The organism is Bacillus sp. FSL K6-0268, from assembly GCF_038005425.1.
GTDB lineage: Bacteria > Bacillota > Bacilli > Bacillales > Bacillaceae_G > Bacillus_A > Bacillus_A thuringiensis_S.
Window position 1 is genome coordinate 4,631,633 of record NZ_JBBOTF010000001.1, and the last position, 17,490, is coordinate 4,649,122.

A 17,490-nucleotide genomic window follows, 5' to 3' on the forward strand; every position below is an offset into this window, starting at 1 on the left:
GCTGATATATAGAACAATTAGGAGGTAATATTATGCCAAGAGTAAAAGGTGGTACAGTTACTCGTCAACGTCGTAAAAAAGTTATAAAATTAGCAAAAGGTTACTACGGTTCAAAAAATACATTATTCAAGGTTGCTAACCAACAGGTTATGAAATCTCTAATGTATGCATTCCGTGACCGCCGTCAAAAGAAACGTGACTTCCGTAAATTATGGATTACACGTATCAACGCAGCAGCTCGTATGAATGGTCTTTCTTACAGCCGCTTAATGCACGGTCTTAAAAATGCTGGCATCGAAGTTAACCGCAAGATGCTTGCTGACTTAGCTGTTCATGACGAAAAAGCTTTCGCTGAATTAGCAACAGTTGCAAAAAACAACATTAACTAATTAATTAGTTGAAACCTTAGAAGAATTTTCTTCTAAGGTTTTTTGTTTGTATTCAGAGAGAAGTTTGAAGTTCTAAAGATTAACGGATGTGCTGTTATCGATATGACAAAATTAATATAAAAACTATAGCGGTATAGAAGAATATATATGTGAAGTCAGGAGAATCCTCCTGGCTTTTTTTAATTCTGCTCTTTTGGAAAGAAGAGTATCTTTCCTAGCCGAAACGACACTGCTATAATGGAAAGATGATATGGAACTTTCATCAGATGAACAATTTAAGAGCGATGACTGAAACGTATTTGTAAATTAAGGACAAGCTATTTTATAAAGAGGTAGATAGCTGACTTATTCATAAGAACTGAAACATAATAATGAACTTTGAGATGAAACAACATTGTTGCGTAAAATGCGATGTTGGAGGAGGACAATAGAATGGACTTACTACAACTATTTAAATTACAAAAAGAATTAGATGACCGTATTGCAAAAGAACATGACTTACAACCGAAAAAATTGTTAAAAGAAAAAATGTTAGCTCTTCTTGTAGAAATTGGAGAACTTGCAAATGAAACACGTTGTTTTAAATATTGGAGCAACAAACCAGCTTCGGAACGTGGAGTAATATTAGAAGAATACGTAGATGGTTTGCATTTTATTTTATCAATCGGAATTGATTTAGGGATTGATAAAAACTTCCTATTCTATAAATGTGCACAAACGAATAAAACACAAGTGGAAATTTTCTTAGACACATACGCGAAAGTAATTCGTTTTACAGATCAACCATCTATTACAAACTATATTGAATTATTTACGAGCTATCTTCGACTTGGACAAGCGCTTGAATTTGAGCAAGAAGAGATTGAAAAAGCGTATTTAGATAAAAATGAAGTAAATCATCAGCGTCAAACACAAGGATACTAATTTAATTTTTGAATATTTCAATTTAATTATTGTATAATGAATTGACTGAAGAAAAAGGAGGGTGTTGGCAATGACAAAATTAGACGCGACATTGACAATGCTAAAAGAATTAACAGATGCACGTGGTATTGCCGGTAACGAGCGTGAACCACGCGAAGTAATGAAGAAATATATCGAGCCATTTGCAGACGAGCTTTCTACTGATAATTTAGGAAGTTTAGTTGCGAAAAAAGTAGGGGAAGAAAACGGCCCGAAAATTATGGTTGCAGGTCATTTAGATGAAGTTGGCTTTATGATTACGCAAATTGATGACAAAGGTTTCCTACGCTTCCAAACGGTGGGTGGCTGGTGGTCACAAGTTATGCTTGCACAGCGCGTGACGATTGTAACGCGTAAAGGAGATGTAACAGGTGTAATTGGTTCAAAACCACCGCACATCTTACCTCCAGAAGCACGTAAAAAGCCAGTTGAAATTAAAGACATGTTCATCGATATCGGTGCTTCTAGCCAAGAAGAAGCAATGGAGTGGGGCGTACGACCAGGAGATCAAGTTGTACCTTACTTTGAATTCCAAGTGATGAAGAATGAAAAAATGTTACTTGCAAAAGCATGGGATAACCGAATCGGTTGTGCGATTGCAATTGACGTATTAAAACAATTAAAAGATGAAAAGCATCCAAACGTTGTATACGGCGTTGGAACTGTACAAGAAGAAGTTGGTCTTCGTGGTGCAAAAACATCTGCGAATTATATTAAACCAGATATCGCGTTCGCAGTAGATGTTGGTATCGCTGGAGATACACCGGGTGTAACGTCAAAAGAAGCGCAAAGTAAAATGGGCGATGGACCACAAATCATTTTGTATGATGCTTCTGTTATTGGACATACAGGTTTACGTGATTTCGTAGTTGATGTTGCTGACGAATTACAAATCCCATACCAATATGATTCAGTAGCGGGCGGGGGAACTGATGCGGGTGCGATTCATATTGCTGTAAACGGTATTCCTTCTATGGCAATTACAATTGCAACGCGCTATATTCATTCTCATGCAGCAATGTTACACCGTGATGATTATGAAAATGCAGTAAAGTTAATTGTAGAAGTTATTAAACGTCTTGATAAGGATGCTGTACATAACATTACATTTAATTAATAGAAAAAGCGAAGGAGATTTTCCTTCGCTTTTTTATGTTTTAAAAAGGTCGTTCTAATCCTGCTGCAGTATGAGCGCCTAAAATAATTAAACGAGTTAATTGCATCGCCATAAAATGCGGGGTATATATCATTCCTCTTTTTAACCATGACATAATCATTCCGATGTGAGCCCCTGTCACATAACTAATCAAAATATCACGAGGAACCATAAGATCTTCGTCATCTGGTTGGGAAATAGACAAGCTTAATGTTAAATGCACTTGTATCGTTTTCATCATTTTATAAGAGTAGTTTCCGGCAGCTTTATCCCCAAGCATAACGTTATAAAAGTTTACATTTTCTGCGATATGTTCGAATAAAGCCAAAAATGTAGGATGAGGTGAATCGAATGTAAGTTGAAAATCTTCTTTATTTCTATTTTTCGGTTTAATTACTTCTGCTAGCTTCTCTAACATTTCTTCAATACTTTTGTCTAATAGGTCATATTTATCATGGTAATGGCTATAAAATGTAGCGCGATTTACAGGAGCACGTTCTGCGATATGTTGCACAGTTACATTTTCAAAGCCTTTTTCGCCTACTAAAGCGACAAAAGCATCCTGAATGAGTTGTCTCGTTCGCTTTACACGTGGATCATTTGTATTTTTAATAGACATTTTACTTCTCCTCGTTTAATTTTCTATACTTAAACAACATATTGGTATTATATTGTTGTTTAAGCAACATTTCATACGTAAATTGTCGGTTGTAGATTCAAAATAATTATTTATAATTATAAACGATAGTCCTTCAGAAATCAGCACCGCTCGCAGGTAGATAAGTTTCGATTTACGCTGCAGATGGTGTGATTTTTTCGTTAAAAGGTTAATATAATTAACAATTAAACAATCTAAACAATAAGGACATAAATAGTTTAGAAAAAAATTATATGCGATATAAGGAGAGGAATGCAATGAATCAGTTTCGAAGAATGGTAATTATCAACATTATCACATTAATTGTACTAGTTGGCGGCGGTATTGGCGGTTATTACTATTACAACCAAACGGAAAATTACTTAAAAACAGACAATGCAAAGATCGATGGAAAGGTAATTCCGGTTGCTTCACCAGTAGCAGGGAAACTAACTGACTGGAAAGCTGAAGTTGGAAAAAATTACAATGAGAACGATAAATTAGGAGCTGTTACTGTAGCAGCAGCTAATGGAGAACAAACAGTAGATGTAACAATTCCACAAAATGCAACGGTTGTACAATCAAACGCAACAACAAATGCTTTCGTTGGAGCAGGTAGCCCGATTGCTTACGCATTTGATATGAACAATTTATGGGTAACAGCAAACATTGAAGAAACAGATGTTGATGATGTTCAGAAAGGTCAAGACGTAGACGTGTATGTAGATGCATACCCAGATACAACGTTAACTGGGAAAGTAGAACAAGTTGGTTTAACAACAGCAAATACATTCTCGATGTTACCATCAAGTAATTCAACAGCGAACTATACGAAAGTAACACAAGTAGTGCCAGTTAAAATTTCATTAGATCATAGCAAATCAGTAAATATTGTTCCTGGAATGAATGTGTCAGTTCGTATTCATAAGTAAGGGGGAGATGAGATGTCCTCAATTGCAATTGTAGGATATGCACTATTTTGTATAATCGTCTTCTTCCTTGTAAATCGTCTTTTACGAAAGAAAAAAACGAACGTGGGAGAAGAACAAGTCCCAGCCGTAAGTAAAATAGAAGTAAGTAAGCTAGAAGCAGTAGAGAAAGAAAGTGAACAAAAGCAAGAAGCCGAAATTTCTAATGTAGTTGAATTAGAAACAGGCAAGCAAGAAGAAGTAAAACAAGAAAAAGAAATGCCGAAAAAACAAACGTCTATGCCTATAGAGGATGTAAATGTAAAAGCAGTTGTAACAGTATTAATTCTCGGCATGTTCGTTTCTATTTTGAACCAAACAATCATTAACGTTGCATTGCCTCCGTTAATGAATGAATTTAACGTATCAACTTCAACGGCGCAATGGTTAATTACAGGGTTTATGCTTGTAAATGGTATTTTAGTGCCGATTAGTGCCTTTTTAGTTTCACGATTTACGTATCGTAAATTATTTGTAGCGGCAATGTTATTCTTCACAGTAGGATCTATCATTTGCGCTACTTCAGGAAACTTTACAATGATGATGACAGGCCGCGTAATTCAAGCAGTTGGTGCGGGTATTTTAATGCCGGTTGGTATGAATATCTTTATGACATTGTTCCCGCCTCATAAGCGCGGAGCGGCGATGGGATTACTAGGTGTTGCAATGATTTTAGCACCAGCTATCGGACCAACTGTAACAGGTTGGGTGATTGAAAACTATAGCTGGAACTTAATGTTCTATGCGATGTTTATTATCGGTTTAATTATTACGTTCCTATCTTTAAAATTCTTTACACTAGCTCAGCCAGTGTCTAAAACGAAATTAGATATATTCGGTGTTGTTAGTTCAAGTATTGGACTAGGAAGCTTATTGTACGGATTTAGTGAAGCTGGAAATAATAGTTGGACTAGTGCAGAAGTCATTATTTCACTTGTTATCGGTGTAATTGGTTTAGCGTTATTTATTTGGAGAGAGTTAACAACGGACAATAAAATGCTTGATTTACAAGTATTTAAATATCCAGTATTTACTTTTACTTTAGTAATTAACGCAATCGTTACGATGGCATTATTCGGGGGTATGTTATTGCTTCCAGTATATCTGCAAAACATTCGTGGCTTTACGCCAATTGAATCTGGTTTACTACTTCTTCCAGGATCATTAATTATGGGGATCATGGGACCAGTAGCGGGTAAATTATTCGATAAATATGGCATTCGTCCATTAGCGATAATTGGATTGGCAATTACGACGTATGCGACATATGAATTTACAAAATTATCGATGGATACACCGTATAGCGTTATTATGACGGATTATATTATACGTTCAATTGGTATGTCATTCATTATGATGCCAATTATGACAGCTGGTATGAACGCACTGCCGATGAAATTAATTTCTCACGGTACAGCAACGCAAAATACGTCAAGACAAGTAGCTGGTTCAATCGGAACAGCGATTTTAATCACACTTATGACGCAACAAACAACTGCTCACGTAGCAGATTACGGCAACATGTTAACAACATCAAACCCAATTTTAGTTGATAAAGTACACGGTATGGGGCAAAGTTTAGCAGCGATTGCCGGATCAGCTCAAGCAGGAGATGCGATGAGCACACAACTATTATATGGACAAATTTCAAAGCTATCTGCAATTAACGGTATTAACGATGCCTTCTTAATTGCAACGATACTAGCAGGTATTGCTTGGGTGTTATCGTTCTTCTTACAATCAGGCAATAAACCAAATAGAAAAGCAGGGAATTAAATTTCCTGCTTTTTTGTTTTCTTATAAAAAGATGCAATTAGATATAGAATGAATCACCTGCAGACATGAGTTCCCAGAAAATAACTCCTAATAGTCCCGCAATAAAAATAATGAATCCCATGTTGCGTATACTTTTAATTTTCATTTGTAATCCCCTTACCCCTGCTAATAATCCAGTTAAAGAAAACAATATCCAGTATAAAGTAGTTGAAATAGGGAGGATTGTCTCGCTATTCACCCCCATGCTCCAAAAAACAAAAGGTAGCGTTACAAAGGAAAAGCTAAGTACCCCCATTAAACCAACAAATAATTTCCGATGTTTAATACTAGTAATAATTAAAAAAATACCACCGAAAAATCCGCATAAGACAAGAAGTGGCATATAAACAATCCAAAGGAAGCTAAACATATATAATCTCCTTTTATGTAATGAGTTATATTTTACTACATCAGGTTCATTTTGGATATTATTAATAAATATGTATAAATTGATAGAAATGGGTAGTAATGATACGGATTATCCAAAAGTGCTAATTGAAGAAGAGTTTGAAGTTGTGATAAAAGAGTAAAAAGAGGTATCGTGATGATACCTCTTTTTAACTGAAGAATGCCAACGTATTATTTATAATATGAAATAACATAGCTGGAAGAATGGATTTTGTTTTCTTACATAAAATAGCCATTAATAATCCCATGAAGAAAGTAATTACCATTACTCCAAGTGAGTATGTATGAGCGATACCAAAGAAGAAACTTGTTAAGACTGCTGCAATCCAAAATGGAAAGCGCTCAGAGAAGAAATGAAGTATAAAACCACGGAAAATAAGTTCTTCAAAAATTGGTGTGAGTATTGCAAATCCGAGAAGTAATAGTATTTGATATTGCTTAAAAACGTCTAAGTTTAGTGCGGAAGATTGTTGCTTTGTTGCGTCTTGGAACACATAATTTAATAAGAAGTAGTTGATTATGATGTTTATAGCGAAGAAAAGAAGTAAATATACGTATGTGCGCCATTCTTTCAGTGCTTTAAAGTTAAAAGAGTTCAGTAATAATCTTTTCGCAGGTTTGAATTTAAAAATAAAGAATAACAACATGGCTAGTTGTAACCCTATACTTGCGGTGTTTGCAATAGATTCATACAGGGCAATTTGCTTTTTATTTGTAAGACTAGCCGTATAAATTGTTAAGGGCATTATTGCTAGGAACAAGGTAATGAGTCCAGTTCCGAAAAAAGCGAATAAAACGGAGCTAATAAATTGTCCCCATGACATAGAGTGTTTCTGTTCATCAGAAAGTTGTGTAGCGGATTGCATCTGTGAAATCACCTCTTTATATTTGTATATTAAATTATAGATTAATTTGTTTCTGAATGTAACATTTAAATATTACATACAAAGGTGTATTTTTCGTAAAATAATAAAAGAGGTATCACCCTGTAGTGATGCCTCTTTCTCATTGATAACTATGTTTTGCCTTGTTATTCAATTTTGCTTGCTCTATTTGCAATTCACGCTCTACCAATCGATCTAATTGCTGAATAGCTTTAGGTGCTTTTTCATAAGAAATCGTTCTATAATGATGAGCTCCGCCTGGTTCTTCATCTGCTTCGTCTGCCCATTTAATAATGCTTTGAAGAGATGTTCTTTCAATTTCTTGTTCCACTAAGAAAGAATCTGTATGCAGAAGAATCGCGATAGAAATTTCTTTTGCTAGTTTTGGATGTTCTCCCAATCTAATAAGCAATTTATGTGCTCTTTCTGCACCTTTAATTGCATGGATATCATTCTTTTTATATAAGTCATAGTCCCATTCGCCGCCTGTGTACCACGTATGATGTCCGATATCATGAAGGAAACCGGCTTTTGTCGCAGCATCGACTGAGGCGTGGTGCTTTTTAGCTAAGTGAAACGCATGGTAAGCGACAGCGATCGCGTGGACCATTCCGGAACGGTTTACGTATTTTTGTGTAATGTGATGTTTAAAAACTTGTTCAAGCGTAATACGGTGCATAAAACATTCACTCCTTTTATCTAATGATGTATACGAAGAAAAATCGATCGGTTTAAATGTATTTTGAACATTGTACTCCATCATAGTTCGTTAGTAAAGTAGAAATGTTTAGGAGAAGAAAAATTTTTTTCGTAAAAAAATCACCTTAGCTTATGCGAAGGTGATTTTCAAATTGCTTATTTTTTTAATCCTTGCTCTAGTGTTTCTAACATTTCGTGCTTTTCATTTTCATCAGCGTTTTTCCAAATGACTTCAAATAAGACGCCAAGACCTGGAAGCATTTTTTCTTCACCGCTTTGAATTGCATCGACAATTGTTTCTTGTAATTGATCTTGTGAATTACCAGATACATTCGCTAATACGGCACCGCGTAAATTAAAACTCATTGTTTTCACCTCTTCTTCAGAATTGAAACTGACGTTAGTTTTTGTTCTTTTTTATGTAAATATGTATGAAAAATAGGCTATAATGATAAGACAAGAAGAGAGGGAACTACATATTATGAAAAACATTGATTCAGTACAAAATCCGCGTGTAAAGCAGTGGAAAAAGCTGCAAACGAAAAAAGAACGCGATAAAAAAGGTTTATTTTTTGTAGAAGGATTCCACTTAGTCGAAGAAGCTTTGAAGGCAGGAATTGTAACAGAACTTATCGTTTCAGATCAGACAGACCTTCCGAAAGATTGGACAGTTAATGATGTAGAAATGTATATCGTGCCTGAGGCTATTGTAAAAATACTTCGTGAAACAGAAACGACGCAAGGTGTATTTGCTGTTTGTGAGAAGCATGAGAAAGAAGTAGCTCTTACTGATGGAAAATTCCTTTTATTGGATGAACTGCAAGACCCAGGTAATTTAGGAACAATTATTCGTACAGCTGATGCAGCTGGTATTCACGCCGTTGTGCTTGGAGAAGGTTGTGTTGATGTTTACAATAGTAAAGTACTCCGCTCTACACAAGGTTCTATTTTCCGCTTGCCAATTGTAAAAGGGAACTTAGAAGAATGGGTAGACAAGTTAAAAGAAAATAACGTTCCTGTATATGGAACAGCTCTTGAAAATGGAGTTCCGTATGGTGAGGTAACTCCGGCCGGAAGTTTTGCATTAATTGTTGGAAATGAAGGAAATGGCGTACGCCAAGAAATTCTTACAAAAACGGATCAAAACTTGTATATTCCGATTTACGGCGGGGCAGAATCATTAAATGTTGCGGTTGCAGCAGGGATTTTAACGTATTATTTACAAAGCCCAGTTGCGAACAAATAAAAAACTTCTTATAATAAGTTGAAGTACATTATATTAAAAGTTAAATAACGAAAAACGTTGATAGAGAAGAGTAGCTTACAAAATCGCCATATAGGGAGAGAGTGCCGTAGACTGAAAGCATTCTTATGGTAGACGGAAGTGAATTCACCTCTGGAGTTGACGCCAGGACCATGTATATGTAAAGGCGTTCCGGTCAGAATTGATCGTTATAACTAATGAGTGGGCAGACTTGTTCTGTCAATTTAGGGTGGTACCGCGAATTTACCTCGTCCCTTTTTGGGAGCGAGGTTTTTTTATTTTTAAAATTAGGAGGGTTCCAAAATGGAAGCACGTTTAAAAGAGCTAAAGCAAAAAGCGTTAGAGCTTATTGAAGAAGCGAAAGAGCTAAAGGGCTTAAACGACGTACGCGTAGCGTATTTAGGAAAAAAAGGTCCAATTACAGAAGTATTACGCGGCATGGGAAAATTATCAGCAGAAGAGCGTCCACGTATGGGAGCATTAGTGAATGAAGTACGTGAAGCGATTCAAACGCGTCTAGAAGACAAAATTAGCAACTTAGAAAAAGCAGTAATTGAAGCGAAATTAGCTACGGAAACAATTGATGTTACATTACCAGGTCGTCCTGTTGAAACAGGTTGTCACCATCCGTTAACAGCTGTTGTTGAACAAATTGAAGATGTATTCATCGGTATGGGTTATGAAGTAGCTGAAGGAACAGAAGTAGAAAAAGACTACTACAACTTCGAAGCACTAAACTTACCGAAAGATCACCCAGCACGTGACATGCAAGATACATTCTACATTACAGAAGAAACGTTACTACGTACACATACATCTTCTGTGCAAGCACGTACGATGGAAAATAATAAAGAAAAAGGCCCAATCAAAATTATTTGTCCTGGTAAAGTGTATCGCCGCGATGATGATGATGCGACGCATTCACATCAGTTCATGCAAATTGAAGGCCTTGTAATTGATAAAAACATTCGTATGAGTGACTTAAAAGGTACACTGCAAGTATTCGTGAAAAAGATGTTCGGTGAAGATCGTGAAATCCGTCTTCGTCCAAGTTTCTTCCCATTCACAGAGCCATCTGTAGAGATGGATATTTCTTGTATGATGTGTCATGGCAAAGGTTGCGGCACTTGTAAAGGAACTGGCTGGATTGAAATTCTAGGCGCAGGTATGGTTCACCCGAACGTACTTGAAATGGCTGGTTATGATTCAAAAGAATATCAAGGTTTCGCATTCGGTATGGGCGCAGAGCGTATCGCAATGTTGAAATACGGCGTAGATGACATTCGTCATTTCTATACAAATGATGTACGTTTCTTACAACAATTCAAACGAGCGTAAGGGAAGGAGAGGATAAATATGTTCGTATCATATCGTTGGTTACAAGAGTATGTAGATATTAAAGATGTAACAGCACAAGAACTAGCAGACAAAATCACGAAAAGTGGTATTGAAGTAGAAGGCGTTGAAGTATTAAATAAAGGTGTAAAAGGTGTTGTAGTTGGTCACGTATTAGAATGTGAAAAACACCCAGAAGCTGATAAATTAAGCAAATGCTTAATCGATATCGGTGAAGAAGAGCCAGTTCAAATTATTTGTGGAGCTGCTAACATTGCAAAAGGTTTAAAAGTGCCAGTTGCAAAAGTTGGTGCTGTACTTCCTGGTAACTTCAAAATCAAAAAAGCAAAACTACGTGGTGAAGCTTCTCACGGTATGGTTTGTGCTCTTCAAGAGCTTGGCATTGATGGAAAGTTAGTTTCAAAAGAATATGCAGATGGTATCTTTATCTTCCCAAGTGACGCTGAAGTTGGTGCAGATGCACTTGAAATTTTAAACTTACACGATGAAGTACTTGAGCTTGGTTTAACACCAAACCGTGCAGATTGCTTAAACATGTTAGGTGTTGCATATGAAGTGGCTGCTATTTACGGCCGTGAAGTAAAACTTCCAGCTATCGACTTACAAGAAACAGCAGAAAAAACTTCTGATTACATTTCTGTAAGTGTAGAAGCGAAAGAAGAAAATCCATTATACATTGCAAAAATGGTGAAGAACGTAAAAATTGGTCCATCACCAATGTGGATGCAAACCCGTCTTATGGCAGCTGGCATTCGTCCAATTAGCAACGTAGTTGATATTACAAACTACATTTTAATGGAATACGGTCAACCGTTACATGCATTCGATTACGATAAATTAGGTTCAAAAGAAATCGTTGTTCGTCTTGCAAAAGAAGGCGAAAAAATTGAAACATTAGATGATCAAGAGCGTACATTACAAAGCCACCATCTTGTAATTACAAACGGAACAAAAGCTTTAGCTGTTGCTGGTGTAATGGGTGGGGCGGATTCTGAAGTTACAAATGAGACAGTAAACGTTCTAATTGAGTCTGCATACTTTGCAGGTCAAACAGTGCGCCGCACATCAAAAGACTTAGGTCTTCGTAGTGAATCAAGTGCACGTTTTGAAAAAGGAATCGACCCAACACGTACATTTGAAGCAATTCAACACGCAGCTGCCTTAATGGCGAAATATGCTGGCGGTGAAGCACTTGAAGGTGTAGTAGAAGCTGATAACTTACAAGTACAAGAGCGCACAGTATCTGTTACTGCTGAAAAAGTAAACCGTGTATTAGGTACAAATATTTCTGCGAGTGAAATGGGTACAATGTTCGCGAACTTGAAATTTCCATTCACAGAAGTAGAAGGAACATTCCATGTAAATGTACCAGCACGTCGTCCTGATATTACAATTTCAGAAGACTTAGTAGAAGAAGTGGGCCGTCTATACGGTTATGACCACATTCCAGTTACATTACCTTCTGGAACGATGACTCGTGGTAAATTAACATCAGCACAAACGAAACGTCGTAAAGTACGTCGCTTCTTAGAGGGTGCTGGTTTATATGAAGCAATCACGTATTCATTAACGAGCGCTGACAAAGCGAAACAATACATGATTGAGCCAAACGAAAAGGCACCTGTAAACCTTGCACTTCCAATGAGTGAAGAGCGTAGCCAACTTCGTTTAAGCTTAGTGCCACAATTGCTAGAAGCAGTTTCATACAATGTTGCTCGTAAAAACGACAGCGTTGCTTTATACGAAGTAGGTTCTATCTTCTTACCAACAGAAGCAGGAGAACTTCCGAAAGAAGAACAACACCTTGCAGGTGTTATGACAGGTCTTGCTCTTCACCATGCATGGCAAGGTGAGAAGAAAGTAGTAGACTTCTTCGTTGTGAAAGGTGTACTAGAAGGACTATTCGACGTACTTGGCGTTTCAAACCAAATCACATATGCACCAGCGAAACGTGAAGGTATGCACCCAGGTCGTACAGCTGACATCGTATTAGATGGCGAAGTAATTGGTTTCATCGGTCAATTGCACCCAGAAGCAGAAAAACAATTAGATGTGAAAAATACATTCGTATTTGAACTATCTCTTGTAAAAATATTCGGTGCAGACGCTGAAGAAACTTACTACTCAGCAATTCCGCGTTTCCCATCTATGACACGTGACATGGCTGTTGTAGTAACAAAAGAAACAAAAGCTGGTGAAATGAAGCAAGTCATTGCTGAAGCTGGCGGAGAACTTTTGAAAGACGTAACACTATTCGACTTATACGAAGGTGAAAAAATGGAAGAAGGCAAGAAATCACTTGCATTCTCTATGACTTACTTCGATGCAGAACGTACGTTAACAGATGAAGAAGTAACAGAAGCGCATAACCGTGTATTAACAACGGTAGAAGAGAAATTTGGTGCGGAGTTACGTAAGTAATTAGAGAATTGCCGGATTCATTCCGGCAATTTTTTTATTGCACAATCGTCGACAGATGTCGGTAAGTCGATATATTACAAAAATCGCTTATATATTTTATGGCATCTTGCATCTTTCTCTCGAATGTAGTACATTAATTTTAGTTTAACAAAATGAAAGACGATGATAAGGAAAAGTAGTATATACTATAATCCAAAGCGAGTCAGGGGCGGTGAGAGCCTGATGAGGCGGTATATGTGAAGAACACCTTGGAGTTGCTAACCGAAATTGAATCTTGTATTCAAGAGTAGACTTAGACGGGAAGCCGGCCTGTTACAAACCGGGAAGTATGTATTACATACGAGTTAAAGTTGGTCTTTATGACAAATTGGGTGGTACCGCGAAGTTTAACCTTTCGTCCCTTTATGGATGAAAGGTTTTTTTGTATTTAAATATATCAGCAAAGGGGAATTTCACTATGGAAAACACATTAGTAAAAAGTCTGTATAGAGATACAGAAAAGTATGCAGGTCAAACAGTACAAGTATCAGGGTGGATTCGTAATTTACGTGATTCAAAAGCATTTGGTTTCATCGAATTAAACGACGGTAGCTTTTTCAAAAGCGTTCAAATCGTTTTCGATACAGAATTAGAGAACTTTAAAGAAATTGCAAAGCTTCCACTTAGCTCTTCAGTGAAAGTAGAAGGTAAAGTAATTGCAACGCCTGGAGCGAAGCAACCATTTGAAATTAAAGCAGAAAAAATTGATATCGAGGGCTTATCAGATTCTGATTACCCACTTCAAAAGAAGCGTCATACGTTTGAATACTTACGTACAATCGCTCACTTACGTCCAAGAACAAATGCATTCTCTGCAACGTTCCGCGTACGTTCTATCGCAGCATTTGCGATTCACCAGTTCTTCCAAGAGCGTGGATTCGTACATGTTCACACACCAATCATCACTGGTAGTGATACAGAAGGTGCTGGCGAAATGTTCCGCGTAACAACACAAGATTTAAACAACGTACCAAAAGGTGAAGACGGACAAGTTGATGAGTCAAAAGACTTCTTCGGTAAAGAAACAAACTTAACAGTAAGTGGACAGCTGAACGCTGAAGCGTATGCATTAGCATTCCGTGATGTATATACATTCGGACCTACATTCCGTGCAGAAAACTCAAACACAACTCGCCACGCTGCTGAGTTCTGGATGGTTGAGCCTGAGATTGCATTCGCTGAGTTAGGCGATGTAATGGATCTTACAGAAGATATGCTGAAATATGCAATGAAATATGTATTAGAGCATGCACCAGAAGAAATGGACTTCTTCAACAGCTTCGTTGATAAAACAGTTCTAGAGCGTATGAACAACGTGATTAACTCTGACTTCGGTCGCATCACATATACAGAAGCAATTAAAGTACTTCAAGAATCAGGTGCTGACTTCAAGTACCCAGTAGAATGGGGTATTGACTTACAAACAGAGCATGAAAGATACTTATCAGAAGAGATCTTCAAACGCCCTGTATTCGTAACTGACTACCCGAAAGACATTAAAGCGTTCTACATGCGTATGAATGAAGATGGAAAAACAGTAGCTGCTACTGACCTTCTAGTTCCTGGCATCGGCGAATTAATCGGCGGAAGTCAACGTGAAGAAAGAATGGACGTTTTAGTAGACAGAATTAAAGAATTAGGTATGAACGAAGAGGACTACTGGTGGTACTTAGAACTTAGAAAATACGGCGGTACAAAACACGCTGGATTCGGTCTAGGTTTCGAGCGCTTCCTAATGTACATCACTGGTATGGCTAACATCCGTGACGTAATTCCATTCCCAAGAACTCCAGGTTCTTCTGAGTTCTAAAATATGAAAAAAGCGAGAGGATTTCCTCTCGCTTTTTTGTTTGCATAGTTTATGACCCCGTAGCAAAAAGTAACGCGAAGGGGTGAGTATAAAATGAGTAAAAAAGTGAAAAAAGATCATTCAAGATCGAGCCTAGGTTCTCCGGAAGTAGAAGGACAAGGAACGACGACACATGAAACAGGTTCTCATAAGGTATCTTCATCTAATAAGAAGCAGAAACAAAGCTAACATAAAAAAGGAGAGTCTTAGGGGCTCTCCTTTTTATGTATTACATCTTGTTATCGTTAATCTCTTTTGTAATTTGATCTATGTCTTTGTCTAATCGATCTAAATAGAAAAACCATAGTAAACTCATGAACACGTGATAGATGGCCATAACGCTAAGGCTATCAGATATGTTTTCGAATGTGGATTTAGTAGTGAAGAAAGTGCCCCAAACAGTAGAAATAATGAAGTAAGAAAGTGGACCTACGAGATGTACGAAAACATATAATAACTTTTTCACTTTTACAGCGTTTATATAAATTCCCTCCTTTAAATTATTGAATGCAGGCTTTTCACTTAGTATCTGAATGTTTTCTCTAATTTTGAACTGTCTTTCGTGTGGATCGCCTAGTAAAATATTTAGAATCATTTGTAGAAGTAGCAATGGGAATCCCCTCATATGTTAGAATAATCTGTATATTGTAATTGTCACAAAACTATAAGGACAATAGTAGGGTGAAACAAAAAACAGGAGTTTGTAGGCTCCTGTTTTTGTCGATACTATTTTAATAAGCGAAACGCCTTCTCCGTATTAGCGAAATGCAGTTTCACAAACTCGGGTAATCGTTCTTTACCAAGCTTTTGAATTAATTTAGCTGCAGCAATATCAACTTGTTTACCAGCACCTTTTGGAAGTGGCATACCAGCTTTTTTGCTTAGTTCGTCAAACTGTTTTACGAATGAGTAGCGAGCTAAAATAGAAGCAGCGGCTACTGCTAAATGGACGCTTTCACCTTTCGTCGCGAAATAAACATTTTCACGCTGTACCTGTTTTTGTTTTGCTAAATATTTATAGTATGTATCAGGTTGTGTGAATTGATCGATTAAGACGCCTTCAGGTTTTGTAGGTGCCATTTTACCTAATAAGTTTGTAATAGCTTTATTATGTAGCAAGGCTTTTAGCTTACCTTGGTTGTTTCCTTTATCAAATAGCTCGTTATATTTTTCATTATGAAGGACAAGAGAGCTGTAAGGAACAACATGTAGAAGTTGTTTCGCAATGGCAGTAATTTGATCGTCATTTAAGTTTTTAGAGTCTTTTACACCAAGTTCTTTTAGTAGTGGAATTTGCTTTGCATCTACATATACAGCAACGACTGTCATCGGTCCAAAGAAATCTCCCGTACCAACTTCATCAGACCCTACAATAGACATTGTACTGATGGAAGCAGGCGGTGCATAACGATGTGAATCGACAGTTTTTTTTACAGCTGTTTTGGGTGTTTGAGAGACAGTTTGCCAACGAGAAGCTTCTGCTTCAGCGCGGCCTCCTTGGAACATTACTTTTCCAGATTTATACGCTGTAATCGTGCAAGATGGTACCTTTGCCATGAAGATCCCGCCTTGCGGAGTTTTCGGGCTAAGCGAATGTTTATATTGTTGTTTCATGTCTTCAATTACTGTAGAATTTGTTTGAATTACGATAGAATTTGACATAATGGTCGCCCCTTTTTTTATATTGTTATTTTTATCATATCGGATTGTTCTTTCTGTTTCCATATTATGAAGGTTCATGGTATGATAAACTTTAGGATTCTGTACGTGATTGGAGGCCGGTGAGTTGTCACAACAAAAGGGAAAGAAAAGTCGAATTAATGTAGAAATCTATGGTCAACAATATTCAGTTGTTGGCGATGAAAGTACAAGTCATATCCGCATGGTAGCAGCGATTGTGGATGATAAAATGCGCGAACTCAATGCCAAGAATCCTTCGCTTGACACGAGTAGACTAGCGGTATTGACGGCGGTAAACGTCATACACGATTACATAAAATTAAAAGAAGAACATGAGAAATTGAAAGAAAGTATGACAAAAAAAGGAATGGAATAACATGATTGATATTATTATCATTTTACTGCTTGTTATGGGATTTTTCCTCGGCTTACGCAGAGGGTTTATTCTGCAACTTGTAAAGTTAACAAGCTTTATTATCGCATACCTTGTTGCATACTGGTACTGTAAAGATTTAGCGCCAGCACTTGCGAAATTTATTCCGTATCCATTTGATAAAAACGTATCTGTTCCAGAATGGATTGATGCAAATAATATTGAGACAGTATTTTATCAAGCGCTTGCGTTTATCATATTGTTTATTATCACTAAAATTGCACTTTCATTACTTGGTAATTTGTTAAATATGTTTGCAGAAATACCGGTTTTAAAGCAAGTAAATGCGTTTGCGGGGGCAATCCTCGGATTTTTAGAAGTATATATTATTTTGTTTGTCTTAATTATCATTGGAAACATACTTCCGATTGAACAAGTACAAACACCATTACAAAAATCATCAATTAGCAAAATAATTGTAGACGATACACCGATTCTATCTGAAAAGGTGAAGGAACTATGGCAGACAGGTAGCAGAGTATAACTTCTCTTTTTTCGGAAAGAGAAGTTTTTTTCTATGAAAGAAAGG

General features: G+C 37.0%; 19 protein-coding genes and 2 other annotated features. Of the genes, 12 read left to right on the forward strand and 7 right to left on the reverse strand.

Going from position 1 to position 17,490, the window contains the following annotated elements; all coding sequences use genetic code 11:
• Window positions 1–32 precede the first annotated feature (32 nt).
• The 3 genes from rplT to MHI28_RS24165 all read left to right on the forward strand — a co-directional run bounded on the left by rplT (window position 33) and on the right by MHI28_RS24165 (window position 2,469).
• The gene (gene rplT / locus MHI28_RS24155) at window positions 33–389 is read left to right on the forward strand and encodes a 50S ribosomal protein L20 (RefSeq protein WP_001138362.1); all 357 of its coding nucleotides are present in this window, start codon (window positions 33–35) and stop codon (window positions 387–389) included.
• A gap of 432 nt (window positions 390–821) precedes the next feature.
• The gene (locus MHI28_RS24160; RefSeq protein WP_000365052.1) at window positions 822–1,313 is read left to right on the forward strand and encodes a dUTP diphosphatase; all 492 of its coding nucleotides are present in this window, start codon (window positions 822–824) and stop codon (window positions 1,311–1,313) included.
• A 70-nt stretch (window positions 1,314–1,383) separates the two neighbouring features.
• Window positions 1,384–2,469 carry a M42 family metallopeptidase gene (locus tag MHI28_RS24165; RefSeq protein ID WP_000163554.1) on the forward strand — a complete coding sequence of 362 codons (1,086 nt, stop codon included), beginning with the start codon at window positions 1,384–1,386 and terminating at the stop codon, window positions 2,467–2,469.
• Window positions 2,470–2,509: 40 nt separating this feature from the next.
• Here the strand turns inward: MHI28_RS24165 and MHI28_RS24170 are convergent, their stop codons facing one another.
• Entirely contained in the window at window positions 2,510–3,127 is a 618-nt protein-coding gene (locus tag MHI28_RS24170) for a TetR/AcrR family transcriptional regulator (RefSeq protein WP_000023661.1), read from the reverse strand.
• Window positions 3,128–3,423: 296 nt separating this feature from the next.
• Between MHI28_RS24170 and MHI28_RS24175 the strand changes: the two genes are divergently transcribed.
• Window positions 3,424–4,077, forward strand: coding sequence for an HlyD family secretion protein (locus tag MHI28_RS24175; protein WP_001071417.1), 654 nt, complete (start codon window positions 3,424–3,426; stop codon window positions 4,075–4,077).
• Window positions 4,078–4,089: 12 nt separating this feature from the next.
• The gene (locus tag MHI28_RS24180) at window positions 4,090–5,889 is read left to right on the forward strand and encodes a DHA2 family efflux MFS transporter permease subunit (RefSeq protein WP_000094778.1); all 1,800 of its coding nucleotides are present in this window, start codon (window positions 4,090–4,092) and stop codon (window positions 5,887–5,889) included.
• Between the two features lie 37 nt (window positions 5,890–5,926).
• Here the strand turns inward: MHI28_RS24180 and MHI28_RS24185 are convergent, their stop codons facing one another.
• From MHI28_RS24185 to sspI, 4 genes are all read right to left on the reverse strand, one after another.
• Window positions 5,927–6,298, reverse strand: coding sequence for a hypothetical protein (locus MHI28_RS24185; RefSeq protein ID WP_000490825.1), 372 nt, complete (start codon window positions 6,296–6,298; stop codon window positions 5,927–5,929).
• Between the two features lie 187 nt (window positions 6,299–6,485).
• On the reverse strand, window positions 6,486–7,202 hold the full coding sequence (locus tag MHI28_RS24190) for a CPBP family intramembrane glutamic endopeptidase (protein WP_001190242.1): 717 nt from the start codon (window positions 7,200–7,202) through the stop codon (window positions 6,486–6,488).
• A gap of 139 nt (window positions 7,203–7,341) precedes the next feature.
• Entirely contained in the window at window positions 7,342–7,899 is a 558-nt protein-coding gene (locus MHI28_RS24195; protein WP_340828317.1) for an HD domain-containing protein, read from the reverse strand.
• A gap of 176 nt (window positions 7,900–8,075) precedes the next feature.
• Window positions 8,076–8,285 carry a small acid-soluble spore protein SspI gene (gene sspI, locus MHI28_RS24200; RefSeq protein ID WP_000009509.1) on the reverse strand — a complete coding sequence of 70 codons (210 nt, stop codon included), beginning with the start codon at window positions 8,283–8,285 and terminating at the stop codon, window positions 8,076–8,078.
• A gap of 82 nt (window positions 8,286–8,367) precedes the next feature.
• Here sspI and MHI28_RS24205 point away from each other — a divergent pair, with 82 nt between their 5' ends.
• From MHI28_RS24205 to MHI28_RS24225, 5 genes are all read left to right on the forward strand, one after another.
• Window positions 8,368–9,165 (forward strand): TrmH family RNA methyltransferase, encoded by a 798-nt coding sequence (locus MHI28_RS24205; protein WP_002162478.1) that lies wholly within the window; start codon window positions 8,368–8,370, stop codon window positions 9,163–9,165.
• 48 nt (window positions 9,166–9,213) lie between these two features.
• Window positions 9,214–9,442, forward strand: a binding site (T-box leader).
• Window positions 9,443–9,486: 44 nt separating this feature from the next.
• Window positions 9,487–10,521: a phenylalanine--tRNA ligase subunit alpha gene (gene pheS / locus MHI28_RS24210; protein WP_000388222.1), complete on the forward strand. Its 1,035-nt coding sequence runs from the start codon at window positions 9,487–9,489 to the stop codon at window positions 10,519–10,521.
• A gap of 18 nt (window positions 10,522–10,539) precedes the next feature.
• Window positions 10,540–12,960 carry a phenylalanine--tRNA ligase subunit beta gene (gene pheT / locus MHI28_RS24215; protein WP_000498180.1) on the forward strand — a complete coding sequence of 807 codons (2,421 nt, stop codon included), beginning with the start codon at window positions 10,540–10,542 and terminating at the stop codon, window positions 12,958–12,960.
• A 153-nt stretch (window positions 12,961–13,113) separates the two neighbouring features.
• Window positions 13,114–13,365 (forward strand) — a binding site (T-box leader).
• A gap of 52 nt (window positions 13,366–13,417) precedes the next feature.
• Window positions 13,418–14,809, forward strand: coding sequence for an asparagine--tRNA ligase (asnS, locus tag MHI28_RS24220; protein ID WP_000432189.1), 1,392 nt, complete (start codon window positions 13,418–13,420; stop codon window positions 14,807–14,809).
• A 93-nt stretch (window positions 14,810–14,902) separates the two neighbouring features.
• The gene (locus MHI28_RS24225; RefSeq protein ID WP_000039593.1) at window positions 14,903–15,037 is read left to right on the forward strand and encodes a YuzL family protein; all 135 of its coding nucleotides are present in this window, start codon (window positions 14,903–14,905) and stop codon (window positions 15,035–15,037) included.
• 40 nt (window positions 15,038–15,077) lie between these two features.
• Here MHI28_RS24225 and MHI28_RS24230 read toward each other — a convergent pair whose 3' ends face one another.
• Both MHI28_RS24230 and rnhC read right to left on the reverse strand, forming a co-directional pair.
• Window positions 15,078–15,329, reverse strand: coding sequence for a hypothetical protein (locus MHI28_RS24230; RefSeq protein ID WP_033668924.1), 252 nt, complete (start codon window positions 15,327–15,329; stop codon window positions 15,078–15,080).
• A gap of 245 nt (window positions 15,330–15,574) precedes the next feature.
• The gene (gene rnhC, locus MHI28_RS24235) at window positions 15,575–16,510 is read right to left on the reverse strand and encodes a ribonuclease HIII (RefSeq protein ID WP_000071595.1); all 936 of its coding nucleotides are present in this window, start codon (window positions 16,508–16,510) and stop codon (window positions 15,575–15,577) included.
• Between the two features lie 124 nt (window positions 16,511–16,634).
• On the opposite strand from rnhC, the gene zapA reads away from it, so the two are divergent.
• Together zapA and MHI28_RS24245 are read left to right on the forward strand one after the other, a co-directional pair.
• Complete coding sequence (zapA, locus tag MHI28_RS24240; protein WP_000082701.1) at window positions 16,635–16,904, forward strand: cell division protein ZapA; 270 nt, start codon at window positions 16,635–16,637, stop codon at window positions 16,902–16,904.
• A gap of 1 nt (window position 16,905) precedes the next feature.
• On the forward strand, window positions 16,906–17,445 hold the full coding sequence (locus MHI28_RS24245; protein ID WP_000565409.1) for a CvpA family protein: 540 nt from the start codon (window positions 16,906–16,908) through the stop codon (window positions 17,443–17,445).
• Window positions 17,446–17,490 lie beyond the last annotated feature (45 nt).